Source organism: Saonia flava, assembly GCF_011927795.1.
GTDB lineage: Bacteria > Bacteroidota > Bacteroidia > Flavobacteriales > Flavobacteriaceae > Saonia > Saonia flava.
The window spans coordinates 1,890,259-1,906,064 of the sequence record NZ_JAATJJ010000001.1 but is presented as its reverse complement, the minus strand read 5'-3'; the positions used below and the strand labels follow the sequence as shown (position 1 = coordinate 1,906,064).

General features: G+C 34.8%; 13 protein-coding genes. 8 read left to right on the top strand and 5 right to left on the bottom strand.

Annotated features, from left to right (window positions below):
- Positions 1-6 precede the first annotated feature (6 nt).
- From GGR42_RS08350 to GGR42_RS08330, 5 genes are all read left to right on the top strand, one after another.
- Positions 7-1,875, top strand: coding sequence for a DUF4270 domain-containing protein (locus tag GGR42_RS08350; RefSeq protein WP_167962774.1), 1,869 nt, complete (start codon positions 7-9; stop codon positions 1,873-1,875).
- Between the two features lie 121 nt (positions 1,876-1,996).
- The gene (glmS, locus tag GGR42_RS08345; RefSeq protein ID WP_167962772.1) at positions 1,997-3,844 is read left to right on the top strand and encodes a glutamine--fructose-6-phosphate transaminase (isomerizing); all 1,848 of its coding nucleotides are present in this window, start codon (positions 1,997-1,999) and stop codon (positions 3,842-3,844) included.
- A 219-nt stretch (positions 3,845-4,063) separates the two neighbouring features.
- A complete protein-coding gene (locus tag GGR42_RS08340; RefSeq protein WP_167962770.1) occupies positions 4,064-6,814 on the top strand; it encodes a TonB-dependent receptor in 2,751 nt (916 codons plus the stop codon).
- A gap of 188 nt (positions 6,815-7,002) precedes the next feature.
- Positions 7,003-8,511, top strand: coding sequence for a F0F1 ATP synthase subunit beta (atpD, locus tag GGR42_RS08335; RefSeq protein WP_167962768.1), 1,509 nt, complete (start codon positions 7,003-7,005; stop codon positions 8,509-8,511).
- 12 nt (positions 8,512-8,523) lie between these two features.
- Positions 8,524-8,802 (top strand): F0F1 ATP synthase subunit epsilon, encoded by a 279-nt coding sequence (locus tag GGR42_RS08330; RefSeq protein WP_167962766.1) that lies wholly within the window; start codon positions 8,524-8,526, stop codon positions 8,800-8,802.
- Positions 8,803-8,857: 55 nt separating this feature from the next.
- Here the strand turns inward: GGR42_RS08330 and GGR42_RS08325 are convergent, their stop codons facing one another.
- From GGR42_RS08325 to GGR42_RS08310, 4 genes are read right to left on the bottom strand one after another with little or no spacing between them, the layout of a single operon-like run.
- Complete coding sequence (locus GGR42_RS08325) at positions 8,858-9,061, bottom strand: helix-turn-helix domain-containing protein (protein WP_167962764.1); 204 nt, start codon at positions 9,059-9,061, stop codon at positions 8,858-8,860.
- A gap of 2 nt (positions 9,062-9,063) precedes the next feature.
- Complete coding sequence (locus GGR42_RS08320; RefSeq protein WP_167962761.1) at positions 9,064-9,588, bottom strand: DUF2975 domain-containing protein; 525 nt, start codon at positions 9,586-9,588, stop codon at positions 9,064-9,066.
- Between the two features lie 57 nt (positions 9,589-9,645).
- On the bottom strand, positions 9,646-10,191 hold the full coding sequence (locus tag GGR42_RS08315; RefSeq protein WP_167962759.1) for a GNAT family N-acetyltransferase: 546 nt from the start codon (positions 10,189-10,191) through the stop codon (positions 9,646-9,648).
- Complete coding sequence (locus tag GGR42_RS08310; protein ID WP_167962757.1) at positions 10,181-11,980, bottom strand: M61 family metallopeptidase; 1,800 nt, start codon at positions 11,978-11,980, stop codon at positions 10,181-10,183. Before GGR42_RS08310 ends, GGR42_RS08315 begins: the two co-directional genes overlap by 11 nt.
- A 125-nt stretch (positions 11,981-12,105) precedes the next feature.
- Here GGR42_RS08310 and GGR42_RS08305 point away from each other — a divergent pair, with 125 nt between their 5' ends.
- Genes GGR42_RS08305 through bioD form a run of 3 tightly spaced genes read left to right on the top strand, consistent with a single transcriptional unit; the run spans position 12,106 to position 14,275 of the window.
- Positions 12,106-13,269 (top strand): aminotransferase class I/II-fold pyridoxal phosphate-dependent enzyme, encoded by a 1,164-nt coding sequence (locus GGR42_RS08305; protein ID WP_167962755.1) that lies wholly within the window; start codon positions 12,106-12,108, stop codon positions 13,267-13,269.
- 1 nt (position 13,270) lies between these two features.
- Positions 13,271-13,654, top strand: coding sequence for a putative signal transducing protein (locus GGR42_RS08300; RefSeq protein WP_167962753.1), 384 nt, complete (start codon positions 13,271-13,273; stop codon positions 13,652-13,654).
- 3 nt (positions 13,655-13,657) lie between these two features.
- A complete protein-coding gene (gene bioD / locus GGR42_RS08295) occupies positions 13,658-14,275 on the top strand; it encodes a dethiobiotin synthase (RefSeq protein WP_167962751.1) in 618 nt (205 codons plus the stop codon).
- On the opposite strand, the gene GGR42_RS08290 is transcribed toward bioD, so the two are convergent.
- The gene (locus tag GGR42_RS08290; RefSeq protein ID WP_167962749.1) at positions 14,267-15,754 is read right to left on the bottom strand and encodes an ArnT family glycosyltransferase; all 1,488 of its coding nucleotides are present in this window, start codon (positions 15,752-15,754) and stop codon (positions 14,267-14,269) included. The genes bioD and GGR42_RS08290 overlap by 9 nt on opposite strands.
- Positions 15,755-15,806 lie beyond the last annotated feature (52 nt).

Genomic DNA, 15,806 nt, shown 5'->3' with positions numbered 1-15,806 from the left:
GTTTACATGAAATTTTTGAGAAGATTAAAGCTTCCTGTTGTGGCAGGAATCATTTTGGTTATAGGGTTTTATTCATGTGATGAAGATCTTACAACTATAGGGGAAGGGGTGATAAGCGGAGAGCCTTTTGAAACAGGCAGGGTGGATTATGATGTATTTGCTTTCAATAAAAAGATAGAAGCAGTACAGACCAATAGATTGCCCATATATCAATTAGGAGTATTTAATGATCCCATTTATGGCAAAACCACTGCTCATATTACTTCTCAGGTAAATTTATCGACTGCTGGAAATCCTACATTTGGCAACTATTCTCAGCAAACAGAAGATAATTCTGGAACAGATAGTAGTGCTTCTACAATCCCGGAAAATGAAACGGTAAAAGAAGTCTATCTTTATATTCCTTATTTAACAAAATCTCTTACTCTTAGAGACTCAGATAATGATGGCGTTGATGACGAGTTTGATGATGAACCTGATGATTCTTCAAATGACAGTGATGGTGATGGTCTTACCAATGCACAGGAAAAGAATTCCGGGACTGACCCATTAAATCCTGATACGGATGGGGATGGCATTAATGATGGGGAGGATGATAGTACCGTGGCCAATGCATTTCCAAAGAAATTGGCTTTAGATAGTATTTATGGTGATAGAAATGCTGCTTTTAATCTTAAAGTAGAACGTTCTACATTTTTCTTGAGGGATTTAGACCCAAATACTAATTTTGAAGAAGCCCAAGAATACTTTTCTAATCAACAATTTACTTCTGATTTTACTGCAGAGACATTTTTTGATGGACAGGTGACCATAAGTGACGAAGAAATAATCTTCTTTAAAGAGGACGATCCAGAAACAGATGAAGATGAGTCATTGGAAATAGATGCAACTAAAACGCTTCAACCTGGAATCCGTGTACAATTAGACCCCGTTTTTTTTCAAGAAAATATTTTGGACAAAGAGGGACAATCTGAGTTATTGAGCGGGGCAAATTTTAAAGATTTTTTTAGGGGAATTCATTTGACGATTAATTCGATTGCAGACAAGGATTTATTGTTTTTGTTTGATTTGACCCAAGCACGAATTGATATAAACTATGAACATGACAGAGTAAACACCAATAGTAATGATGATGCTTCAGATGATACTATTGAGCAAGACGAAAAAACATATCAGCTTCGATTTTTACAAGGAGGAGGAACTTCCCCAATAGTAAATAATGCAGTGAACACTTTTATTAATGATGCTTTTCCTGTCGAAATTTTGAACAGTATGGATACTGGAGAAAATGCATCAAGAATTTATCTTAAAGGAGGCTCAGGCTCTTATAGTGAGATAAAGCTTTTTGATGAAAACAATGGTGAAACAATTATTAATCAAATTAAAGCCAATAACTGGATTATAAATGAAGCCAATTTGGTTTTTTATGTTGATAGAAATACTCTGGACTTAGCTGCGGGTGTTGTGGAACCACCAAGACTTTATCTCTTTAATGCGGAAACCAATACCCCTTTGTACAATGTGGCTACGGAAACATCTACGGCAAACACATCATTAGGGATATACCAAAACTATGATGGTATATTAGAAGAGGAATCGAATAAAGGATTAAAATATACTGTAAAAATAACAGAGCATATTAACAATCTCATTGTAAGGGACTCCGTTAATGCCACGCTTGGTTTAACCCTTTCCTCCAACATAGGAATTCCTAATGTTAGAAGTGCCATGTTAAGTGACATTAATGAAGGAGAAGAGGATATTCCAGTTATGGCTACTACAACCCCATTAGGGACAGTGCTTTATGGAAGTAATGTACCTGAAGAAGAAGACAAAAAATTAAAATTGGAAATTTATTATACCCAGTCAAATTAATTCTTTGTAAGATATACCACTTTAAGGGAATTATGCGTTATTTGTCTATAAATTCAATAACAAATAAGGACTCTTACATATCTTTGTTTAGACAAGTTTCCCTAATCAAATTACTTTAATTATGTGTGGAATTGTAGGATATATTGGGCACAGAGATGCTTATCCAATTATTATAAAAGGATTACAAAGACTAGAATATAGGGGATATGATAGTGCTGGTGTAGTATTATTCGATGGGGACACCATGAACTTATCCAAGACGAAAGGGAAGGTTGAAGATTTAATTTTAAAATCTAAAGCCGAAATTTCAACTAAAGGTAAGTTGGGTATTGGTCACACAAGATGGGCAACACATGGAGTTCCAAATGATATCAATGCCCATCCACATTGTTCAAACTCGGGAGACTTGGTCATTATCCATAATGGAATCATAGAAAATTATGAATCCATAAAAAAAGCCTTAGCGGGGAGAGGATATACCTTTGAGTCGGACACAGATACAGAAGTTTTAGTTAACTTAATTGAAGAAGTTAAAAAGAAAGAGGGCGTAAAGCTGGGAAAGGCAGTTCAGATAGCTTTGAATCAAGTTGTTGGTGCCTATGCCATTGCTGTTTTTGATAAGCAAAAACCTGATGAAATTGTGGTTGCCAAACTTGGTAGCCCTTTGGCAATTGGTATTGGCGAGAATGAGTATTTCGTGGCTTCGGATGCTTCTCCTTTTATAGAATTTACCAATAATGCTGTTTACTTAGAAGATGAGGAAATGGCTATTCTTAGAATTGGCAAGGAAATTAAGCTTAGAAAAATCAAAAATGATAAAATTGCCTATCCAAACATCTTGGAATTACAATTAAATCTGGAAGAGATTGAAAAAGGCGGGTATGATCATTTTATGTTGAAAGAAATATATGAGCAACCAAGGGCAATATTAGACACATATAGGGGAAGGCTTTTGGCTGATCAAGGGATTGTTAAAATGGCGGGAATTGACCAACATTTGGAAAAATTTCTTAATGCCAATAGGATTGTTATTGTTGCTTGTGGAACTTCATGGCATGCTGGTTTGGTTGCAGAATATATTTTTGAAGATTTAGCGAGAGTTCCAGTAGAAGTAGAATATGCTTCGGAATTTAGATATAGAAACCCTGTCATCACCGATAAAGATGTTCTGATTGCTATTTCCCAATCTGGGGAAACTGCAGATACTTTAGCGGCCATAAAGTTGGCCAAGGAAAAGGGTGCATTTGTTTTTGGAGTTTGTAATGTTGTTGGTTCTTCCATTGCGAGAGCTACAGATGCAGGAGCTTATACACATGCTGGGCCTGAGATTGGTGTTGCATCAACTAAGGCCTTTACCACGCAAATTACCGTGCTTACCCTTATTGCATTAAAACTTGCCAAAGAGAAAGGTGCTTTTTCTGAATCCAAATTCCATGAGTTTTTAACTGAACTAGAAACTATTCCATCAAAAGTTGAAAAGGCATTAGAGTCTAATCCTTTGATTGAAATAATTGCGGATGTCTATAAAGATGCTCCAAATTGTTTGTATTTAGGCAGAGGGTATAATTTTCCAGTAGCATTGGAAGGTGCTTTAAAATTAAAGGAAATAAGTTATATACATGCAGAGGGATATCCCGCGGCCGAAATGAAGCATGGGCCAATTGCGTTAATAGATGAGCAAATGCCAATTGTAGTTATTGCTACCAAAAAAGGACATTATGAAAAGGTTGTGAGTAATATACAGGAGATAAAGTCCAGAAAGGGTAAAATTATAGCTGTAGTTACAGAGGGTGATAGCCAAGTAAAAGATTTGGCAGATCATGTAATAGAGGTTCCTGAGACTTTAGAAAGTTTAACGCCTCTATTAACAACAATACCCTTGCAATTATTATCCTATCATATAGCAGTGATGAGGGGTTGTAATGTTGATCAGCCACGCAATCTTGCCAAGTCAGTAACAGTGGAGTAGGGAGTCAGAAATTTCTTTAAAAATTATGAATAGACCATTAATATGGTCTTTTTTTTTACTTAATTATGAATTTCACAATTTATAAGGGTGAATTTTAGTAATAAATACTATGCACGCATAAGTTTTTGTCATTTTTCTATTATTGAAATGTAAAAAAATGTATCTTGCCAACGGAAAAATAACGGTAAATTAAATTTAAACTAACATAAATACCTAATGATGAAAAAGATTATCTTTTTGTCCTTTTTAATGTTTGGAATACTTGGGTATTCACAAACAATAGTAAAAGGAAGTGTTGTTGATCAAAATAACGAGCCTATACCTGGGGCAAATGTTGTTATAGAGGGGAAAGCCATTGGTACGGTTTCAGATTTTGATGGAAATTTCACATTGGATACCTCAGAGGAGCCGCCTTTTCAACTAAGAATAACTAGTATCGGCTATTCTGATGCCCAAGCAGAAATTACCACAAATGGACAAGTTGTTTCTATTGTTCTAAATGAAGCACAAACTATTCTTGATGAGATAGTTATATCTGCCTCTAGAACACCAGAGCGAATATTTGAATCTCCGGTTTCTGTTGAACGATTTGGATTAAAGGAAATTAAAAACACTTCTGCCGCCTCTTTCTATGGAGGATTGGAAAACCTAAAAGGCGTAGATGTAAACACAAATAGTTTAACTTTCCAATCCATAAATACAAGAGGTTTTGCAACTTTTGCAAATACGCGTTTTATGCAACTTGTGGATGGGATGGACAACACCGCCCCTGGATTGAACTTCGTTTTAGGAAACCTTGTGGGTATGTCGGAATTAGAAGTGCAAAGTGTGGAAATACTTCCAGGAGCTTCATCTGCACTATATGGAGCTGGTGCTTTCAATGGTATTTTGTTTATGAGAAGTAAAAATCCCTTTGATTACCAAGGAATTAGCGCCTATGCTAAAACAGGGATAACATCTCAAGCAGCGGCTGGGGACAATAATTATTATGATTTTGGAATCAGGGTTGCCCATGCATTTAGTGATAAATTAGCCGTAAAAGCAAATTTATCCTTCTTAAAAGGAGAAGATTGGCATGCTAATAGTACAGCTGATTTAAATAATCCTGGAGCTACAAGGGTTAATCCAGCATATGATGGAATAAACATCTATGGTGATGAGGTTGGAACCTTACTCAATTTTGATGCAGCGGCAGGTTTGCCATCTGGTACTGTTGGTTCAGCATTTGTTACTAGAACGGGATACGATGAAGCGGATTTGGCCAATTATAATGCGGAAAGTGTGAAAACGGATTTTTCCGTTCATTATAAGCCTTTTGCTGATGATTTGGAAATTGTATATAATGGTAGAGTGGGTAGAGGAAACACAATTTATCAGGGAGCAAATAGATATTCCATTAAGAATTTTATAATGCAACAACATAAGTTGGAGATTAGAAATGATAATTTCTTTCTTAGAGGATATATTACCACTGAAGGTTCTGGAGATTCTTATGACACTAGATTTGCGGCAATCAATATTAATAGGGCATGGAAGTCAGATACGGATTGGTTTACTCAATATGCACAAACGTATATAGGTGCAAGATTAGGAGTGGGGACAGGAGTTCAGTTGGATGAGGCAACTGCACATGCAGCTGCCAGACAAGTTGCTGATGGAGGGAGGTTTATACCTGGAACTTCAGAGTTTAAATCTGCTTTTAATAGAATTACATCAGACGGAAATTTAACAACTGGCGCTAAATTTATTGATAATACCAAGTTTAGACATGCCGATGCCAATTATAATTTTAGTCATATCACCAAAGATGTTGCAGATATTCAAGTAGGAGGTTCTTTTAGAGAATATGAACTAAATTCTAACGGAACTATTTTCACTGATGTTGATGGTCCTATTATGTATAAAGAATACGGTGCTTATATGCAGGTTCAAAAGAAATTAATGGATGAGCGTTTAAAATTGACTGGCTCTGTAAGATATGACAAAAATGAGTTTTTTGATGGGTTCCTTTCCCCAAGATTCTCTGCGGTATACACGGCTGGTGAGAATAGAAACCAAAATTTTAGAGCTTCTGTACAACAAGGATTTAGAAACCCAACCACCCAAGATTTATTTATAGGGTTAGATGCTGGTGCGGCCATATTGGTAGGTTCAGCACCCAATAACTTGGATAGAGATATTAGAACATTTAATCTAAGTCAAAGTGGGGCGGCCTTAACGGGGCAATCAAGCGTTAATATAGTCGGTAGAGCGGCCTATGAAAATGCATTCTCTTTAAATTCTGTACAAACTGGAGCGCCAACAGCGGTAAATGTGCCTATAGTACAACCAGAGGAGATTACGGCTTTTGAAGCTGGGTATAGAGCTAAACTTGGTAAGGTGGTTATTGATCTTTCAGGATATTATAATAAATACAAAAATTTCATCTCTAATCAAACCGTGCTTGTTCCTCTTTATGGAACGGCGGGAGATAATGCCCTTTCTTTATTGGCGTTACAGAATGGGGATTTTAAGGCATATCAAACTTATACCAATTCAGCAGCAGACATTAACTCATATGGCGCTACGATCGGAGTGGATACAAAGATTTTTGGAAATTTTGATTTAGGAGCGAATTATACTTATTCAGATTTGGATTTTGATCAAAATGCCTATCCAGATTTCAGAACTAATTTTAATACACCTAAACATAAGGTAAAAGCTTCTTTCGGAAATACCGAGCTTTTTGAAAATTTTGGGTTCAATGTAAATTATAGATGGAGTGATACCTATGAGTGGCAAGCTTCTTTTGCTGATGGAGATGTCCCAGCATATACTGTGTTAGATGCTCAGGTTAATTATGCAGTGCCTAGTATAAAGTCAATATTTAAAGTAGGTGGTTCTAACCTTTTGGGTGACGAATATTTTACTGCTATTGGAACAGGAAATATTGGGTCAATTTATTACGTTTCATGGACTATTAACCCATAATATCATTAGGATTTGTATTAAAAAGGGCATCATTGATATGATGCCCTTTTTAATTGGTAAAAAAAGAAAAAAGAAGTTTCTATTTAAAATGTAATGACATATCTTTGCAGCCTGAAAAACGTAAGGTATTGTAAAATATTTAGTGCGTTGAAACACAAATAGATTCTTAAAAATTAAATACTTAGGTAATGTCAAAAGTTACAGGTAAAGTTTCTCAAATTATCGGGCCAGTTGTAGATGTTGAATTTAGTTCAGGTTCTGAACTACCAAAAATTTACGATTCTTTGGAAATTGCCAAGGAAGATAGTTCCAAATTGGTGCTAGAGGTTCAATCGCATGTTGGTGAAAACACAGTAAGAACCATTTCTATGGATTCTACAGATGGTTTAAGCAGAGGTGTAGATGTAATTGCAACCGGTAGTGCAATTCAAATGCCAATAGGAGATGATGTATACGGAAGATTGTTCAATGTGATTGGAGACGCTATTGATGGTTTAGGGGATTTGCCTAAAGCAGGTAAAGATGGTTTGCCAATACATAGAGAAGCTCCTAAGTTTGAGGATTTGTCAACTTCTACAGAGGTTCTTTTTACTGGAATTAAGGTAATAGATTTAATTGAGCCATATGCAAAAGGTGGTAAAATTGGATTGTTTGGTGGTGCTGGTGTTGGTAAAACGGTATTGATTCAGGAGTTGATCAACAACATTGCAAAAGGACATGGTGGTCTTTCTGTATTTGCGGGTGTTGGTGAACGTACCAGAGAAGGAAACGATTTACTTCGTGAAATGTTGGAATCTGGGATTATAAAATATGGAGATGATTTTATCCACTCAATGGAAGAAGGTGGATGGGATTTGTCTAAAGTGGATAAAAAAGCCATGAAAGAGTCAAAAGCAACTTTCGTTTTTGGTCAGATGAACGAACCTCCTGGGGCTCGTGCACGTGTGGCACTTTCTGGATTAACAATAGCAGAATATTTTAGGGATGGTGCTGGTGATGGACAGGGAAAAGATGTTCTTTTCTTTGTAGATAACATATTCCGTTTTACACAAGCAGGTTCAGAGGTATCGGCACTTTTAGGTCGTATGCCATCTGCGGTGGGATACCAACCTACTTTGGCAACAGAAATGGGTGCCATGCAAGAACGTATTACATCAACAAAAAGAGGCTCTATTACATCTGTACAGGCAGTTTATGTACCTGCGGATGATTTAACGGATCCTGCACCGGCAACAACATTTGCTCACTTGGATGCAACTACGGTACTTTCCCGTAAAATTGCTGAGCTTGGTATTTACCCTGCAGTGGATCCTTTGGATTCTACTTCTAGGATTTTAACAGCTGAGATTTTAGGAAATGAACATTATGCTTGTGCACAACGTGTAAAAGAGTTGTTACAACGTTATAAAGAATTACAAGATATTATTGCCATCCTTGGTATGGAAGAATTATCAGAAGAAGATAAATTGGCTGTGGGTAGGGCTAGACGTGTACAACGTTTCTTATCTCAACCTTTCCATGTTGCTGAGCAGTTTACAGGTTTGCAAGGAGTGTTGGTAGATATTAAGGATACAATTAAAGGATTCAATATGATTATGGATGGTGAATTAGACCACTTGCCAGAATCTGCTTTTAACCTTAAGGGAACTATTGAGGAGGCTATTGAAGCTGGAGAAAAAATGTTGGCTGAAGCTTAATTTAAAGTTATTATGCATTTAGAAATCGTATCACCAGAGGCTACATTATTTTCAGGAGAAGTTACATCAGTGACTGTTCCAGGAATTAATGGAGAGTTTCAAATGTTATCAAACCACGCACCTATTGTATCCTTGTTGCAGAAGGGGAATGTTAAGATTCAGGGAAATGTGACTATTGATGAAACTTTTGAAAGTAAGTTTACAAAGGGAGCTAATGGAGAAACTGTTTTAAGCATTAATAGCGGAACTGTTGAAATGAAAGACAATAAGGTAATAGTATTGGCAGATTAAAAAAGAACCAATCAAGGAAATATAAAAAATTAAAACCACTCATTGAGTGGTTTTTTTATTCCACATATTTCAATATATCACTGGGTTGGCAATTCAATGCTTTACATATAGCCTCTAATGTAGTGAATCGTATAGCTTTTGCTTTTCCAGATTTTAAAATAGAAAGATTAGCCGTAGTAATTCCTATAATTTCTGCCAGCTCTTTACTTTTCATTTGTCGCCTTACAAGTATTTCATCTAAATTAACTACTATTGGCATAATTATATAGTTAATTCGTTTTCTTGTTCAGTTTGCTTACCACGTTTAAAAATTTCTGCCAAAATGAAAAAAGCTAATCCAGCTGGAATTAAAAATGTGAATTCTGTTTTAAGTTCGTTAAAAAAGTTGAAAGTTGATTTATTTATTACTGCAAGTAAAAATCTAAGAACAAGTACATTAACTGTATACCAAATAAATATATTTCCAATTTTTTTAAAGTATCCTATGTTTTTATTACTAAAATAATTTCCGCTTTCTATTTCTTTTAAAATGGATAAAAAATAACTAAACCCATAAATAAGATAACCTCTCCAAAAAAATAAGCCTGTACTAATTACATAATAACTCCATTCAATTAGATTTTTTGAGGTAAACCAAGATTCATTTTTATCTGCTGATTTTGCCCAATTTTGAAATTCTTTAAATTGATTAAAATCAAATTCACGCATATCGTTAAGTAATATCGAAATAGTAGACAGTAATACAACCCAGGTAATGATTGTTAAAATATTAGTATTGTCTTTCATAATAAATTATTGTTTAACGATAACAAATATATAAAAATTATCGATAAACAATAATAATTATTTTAAAACAATTATTTTCCAGGTTTGCCCACCAGAGGAAATAGTGGACAAATCTTTAAAACCAGTAGCATAGTGTGCATTAAGGGAACGAGTATTTTTCTCATCAACACCAGTAATTATATAGTCAAATTCTGGAAATATGTTTTCTTTCATTTTTTTGTATAAATTTCTAAAAACCCCCTGACCTCTATAATTTTTTTCAATACAGATTTGCCCCATGGAAATGTATTTATTTTCCTTGGGAAAAACTCTGTCAATTTCTTTGAACATAGGTTCCAAAACTTTTAATGTAGTTGAAAAAATAGGGTGCATGCTTAGAGCATAGCCTATAACTTTATTGTTGTATAGGGCAAGGGTGTGTGGACATACATCATTCATTTCTTTAAGGATTTCCATGGAATGGCTAGCGGTCACAAAACCCTCTCTCTTCTTTTCTTCATTAGATATTTGAGTGATAAGATTTTTTTGTTGAAGCTCAATAATTTGCTTTAACTCCCCAATAGAACTTGCTTTTTTGTATAATATAGCACCGTTATTTGCCATTTAGCCAATCATTTCTTTTGGATACTTGTTCATTGGAAGCTCTTGGATTTATGGAGATTTTATAAACCGGACTTGCCTCCAGTTCAACCATACTGGATTTTTCTTGCCCAAAACGGTTAAAATCAATCTTTAAAGTGTCGCCTACGATGTATTTCTTTAATAAATCACCAAATGAGCCTTCGCTTGGAAGGGGGTTGTCATCAATAGCGGTAATAACATCCCCTTTATCTAAACCTGCTTTATAGGCAGGGCTTCCAATGGCAGTATTTCTTCTAATTTCACCCTGTAAATTAACATCAATGGAAACTACGGCACCAAAATATGGCGCTTCTGAATCTTGTTCTAATATAACTCCCACAGATGTGAATAACACTTTATAATTTGGCATTTCACTTTTATAGATGTAGTTGTTAAAGAACATATCCCCAAATGCCTTACCTGCATAGTTGTTCAATATTTGATGTAAATTTTTAATAGTATAGGGGACTTCTTTTTTACCATGAACTTTCCAAACTTCTTTCATATAATCATCCAGATTTAAATTTTTACGCCTCAATGATAAATCCAGGGCAAGTCCTAGCATACTTCCATATGAATAGTAAGAAATAAAGGTATTTTCTCTATTTACGGGATCTACGGATGTAGCCGCATCTACAAAAGGAGCTTGCATGCTCATTTCTGTAGGGTTAAAGAATTGGCGGGCAGGAGAATTCCAGACATAGTTGAACGTTCCACTTAGACCTTCCACATATTTCTCTGGAGGAGTAAGTCCGGCACGACATAAAATAAGTCCTGTATAATAACTTGTAAAACCTTCTGCAAACCAAAGTTCCATACTCATATTTGCATTTTCAAAATCAAAAGGCTCCAAAGTTTTTGGGCGAATACGTTCCACATTCCAACCATGAAAAAACTCATGGGATACTGTGCCAATATTGTTTTCCATTCCACCTTCAGAAAGACTTCTAGTGCTGGTAAGAATGGTAGAATTTCTATGCTCCATACCATCACCGGAAGCATTTGGAATATAACAAGCCAAAAATGTGTAGGTGCCATAATCATAATCTGGTAATTCCCCATATACATTTTGTTCGGCCAAAACAACTTTCTTTACTTTTTCAAAATACATGTCCACTTCTTCTTCTGTTCCATTGTGATGTAATACAAATTGAATTTTTTTCTTCTGCCCTTTAATTTCGGTTACATCAAATTCTCGAATGCTGAAATCACTAATTTCAGTTGGGCTGTCCATAAAATAGTAAAGGTTGGGGGCAGAATAAGTTGTTCCGGATACTATGGGTAATTGGGTTGCCACTTTCCAGTTTAGGTCTTCCCTTACTTTAAAGTTTACTTCAATTTCTCTTTCTTTTAAAGTTGGGGCATACATAAAAGTAGCTGGAATATTTAAATGTGCATGGGTTTCATCAACTTGTGAATAGGTACCACCCCCTCTATTGGCAAATAGTATATACTCAATAGTAATAGTGCCATCATGTCCAGAAACAATCCATTGATAGGGGTCAGGCCTTTCAACCTTTAGAACATTTCCTTTACTATCCATTGCTTTAAAACCGTATATATTTTTGGCAAATTCATGCAAAGCATACCTCCCTGGGGATGTCCTACTCATTCTTACAGCAAGGGTATTCTTTTTTAAATTGGGGAATGTAGCGGTTACCAAAGCTTCATGGTGAACTGCATTCTCAAATGAAATTTCATAGGAAATAGATTGTGATTTAATGCTGTTTACTAAAGCAAAAAAGGCGAATAGTGTCAATAATTTTTTCATTTAACTTGGATATGAAATTTAATAAACCAAAAGTTTTTGCCCTGTCCATGAAATTTATTTGGAATGACCCATAATATCTATGATTCATAGGCTTTGTGTTATTATAAAGATAGTAAATTTGATACATGAGCAAATTTCCCAAAAACTTGGAAAGTAAATTGAAAAAAAGAGAGAAGGAAGGGGCCTTGCGAAGCTTACCCTTAAAAACCAATTTGGTGGATTTCTCCTCTAATGATTATTTAGGTTTTGCCACGAATGAGACTATATATTCTGATACTTTCAAATTAATTTTAAAGAAAGAAGCTTCACAAAATGGAGCTACCGGTTCTCGTCTTCTTTCAGGAAATTATTCTTTATATACTGAATTAGAAATCTATTTGGCATCTTTTTTTGCTGTGGAGAGTGCTTTGGTTTTTAATTCTGGTTATGACGCAAATCTTGGATTTTTTAGTTCTGTGCCACAAAGAGGAGATATAATTTTTTATGATGAGCTAGTGCATGCAAGCATTCGGGATGGTATTTTGCTTAGTAATGCAAAAAGTTACAAGTTTAAACATAACGATTTAGATAATTTGCAAGCGAAAGTTTTGTCGCTTACGGCTGATTGGAAGAGTGGCGAGGCAGAAATATATATTGTAACTGAATCCGTCTTTTCAATGGACGGTGATTCTCCAGATATTAAAGAATTGGTAAGGTTTTCTAGGAAAGGAGGTTATAATTTGATTATAGATGAAGCCCATGCAGTAGGGCTTTTTGGTCAAGAAGGAGAAGGCCTGGTGCAAGAAAACAAGGTTCAAGAAGATGTTTTTGCTAGAATTGTAACTTTTGGGAAAGCTATGGGCTGCCATGGTGCGGCAATACTGGGGAGTAAAAAGTTAACCGAATATCTTGTTAATTATGCACGTAGTTTTATATATACTACAGGGCTTCCTCCACATTCTATTGCAACCATATATTCTGCTTTTTCTTTTATTTTGACAGATGAGGCTAAAGAAACAAGAAAAGTATTGGAATCTAACATTGGGTTTTTTATTCAAAAAGTTCAAGATTTAAGCTTAAAAAAGTATTTTATCCCTAGTAATTCCGCAATTCATAGTTGTCTTATTCCCGGTAATACCAAGGTTAAAAATGTAGCATCAAAAATTCAAGACAAAGGATTTAATGTTCGTCCTATAATGTCACCATCAGTTCCAGATGGAGAGGAACGACTAAGATTTTGTTTACACAGTTTCAACTCAAAGGAAGAAATAGGTCTGGTTTTGCAAATTTTATTAGCTAATCTTAAATAATATGAAACAAAAATTTTTTACGTTAGGGGCATTTGAATTTCCTGCCGATGCGCAAATTATAAAAGGAAAGTTAGAGTCAGAAGGGATTGACGTCTTTCTTATTGATGAAAATACCATTAATTCTGACCCGTTAATTAGTGGAGCTATTGGGGGGGTAAAACTACAAGTGTATTCCTCTGACAAGAAAAAGGCTTTGCATATTTATAATGAAATAAGGAATTATGCTGTGGACGATAATGGAGAATTAATTGTTTGTCCTAATTGTAAGGCCAAAAAATCTGAAGTATATTATACTAGAAAAGGGTTATTTTATAAACTTTTTCCTTTCTTTGAAGAGAGAAAATATAAATGTCTCAATTGTAACATTATTACCAAAGCTAGTTAATTTATGAAAGATATTTTTGTCACTGGAATATCCACAGGTGTTGGAAAGACAATTGCTTCGGCAATTATTGTTGAAGCACTAAAGGCTGATTATTGGAAACCAATACAAGCTGGTGATTTGGATAATACCGACACTGACAAGGTAAAATCTTTAATATCCAATAAGAAAACGGTTTTTCACAAAAGCAGTTATGAACTTAAAACAGCAGTAAGTCCGCATGCAGCTGCGGAGATTGATGGGATAACCATAGAATATAAAAAACTTCATGAACCAGAGACTTCTAACCATTTGGTTATTGAAGGAGCCGGGGGGTTATTGGTTCCGTTTAATGATACGGATACAGTTTTGGATATCATAATGCCAAACCATAAAGTAATAGTGGTTTCCAGGCATTATTTGGGAAGCATAAATCATACTTTGTTAACCGTAAAATGGTTGAGTGATAAAGGATATGACGTATTTATTTTGTTCTCTGGAGATGAAAATCCCTCAACTGAAAGTATTATTGTTAAAAAGACCAAGGCTAAAGTAATTGGTAGAATAGATGAGGAGAAAAATTTTGATAAGAAAGTCATAAAGAAATATGCGGATAAGTTTAGGGATGTTTTAGAATCACTCTAGCCGCTGTAAGATTTCAGCTTTTTCAACAACTTCGATGGGTCTATAATATTTGGCCAAATAGTTATTAATATATTCGTTTTCTTCAATCATTTTTTTGTCAAAAACAGACCTCCCTTTTCTTGTAATTATAGTTTTTGGTTTAAGTTCTTCCATTATATATTGTAATTCTTCAATAGAGGTAGTTCTTGGATTTTCATAAAAGGGGAAAAGTTCACTTCTACAAATGTTACTTGGATGTGTCGCTGCCTTGGTTGGTGGATTTAGGTCTAATTCCCAATACCCTATATGATATCCCAAGAATAAAATGTTCTTTGTTTCAATATTATTTTCTAAGATGTAATTGGGGACGCTAAAACCTTCTCCATTATAGAAAGTCCCTTTCTGTACTTTGTTTTTAACTATAGCGACATATTCTATATAGGATTCCATTGGTAGCAAGAGCAAAAGCAGGATATAATATGGTTTCAATATGGATTTCTTCAAAAACGAAATTTGACTAACTACTATACCAATAAAAAGAATTAGTATGGGGTGCAGTTGTATTAAATAATGCCCATTTATTCGCCCACCTTTTAGGAAGGAAAAAAGAACTCCCAATAAAGTCACAAGAAGAATTTGATTGTATTGCTCCCTAAAATCAATTCGTTTTTTCTTCCATATTATAAATAGAAAACCTAAAATTAATATATAAAAAGGAAGGATTTTGACAATGGAATATCTTCTGGCTTCCACATATTGTAAAGGAGCCTCTATTACCGATCTCCACCATAAATCTGTGTCACCCTTAAGGTAATATGGCAAAATTGTCATTAAAATAACCAAGATTGTTCCAAGCCCAAAAGTGGCAACATTTAAAAAGCCAATCCAACACCTCTTATTTAGAAAAGACCTATAGAGGATATAGAACCCTAAAAAAAGAATGGCATATGCTAGGTTTAACTTTGTCATTACTGCTAAACCCATTAATAATCCAGAAATAAGATATATGTATATCTTGTTATATTTTATTAGTAAATAAAGTCCAGGCATAAAAAACATCATGCAGATGTGCTCGGACATAACACCTTGCAAACTGCCAAACATACTTTGCAGAGCAACACAGGCAATTGCGGACCAAAAAGCTATTTTTTTTGTGGTGATTTCAAGACCGATTTTGTAGGTGAAAAAAGCGGTAAAGGCGACTGTAAATGCTCCAAAAATGCGAATGGCAAAAAAACTTTTGCCAAAAACATAAATAATGCTTGCAAAATATAGAAAAGTAATAGGTGGCTTTAGGTCCCATAGTTCTGTATAGGGTAAATTTCCATTAACCCATGATTGTCCCATTAGAATGAAAGTACTTTCGTCCCGATCTACATAATCTCTAAAAAAAAAGGGAAACCGTATTAAAAAAGAAACCAAAAAAAGAATCAAAAAAACCGTCCGGGTTTTTAAATCTTTATAGTGGGCAGTTAGAAAATCTATGACCTTATTCAGCATAGGGGTTGTGTAATTATATGGTATAAATTCCCATCTTTGCAATATAGATAAA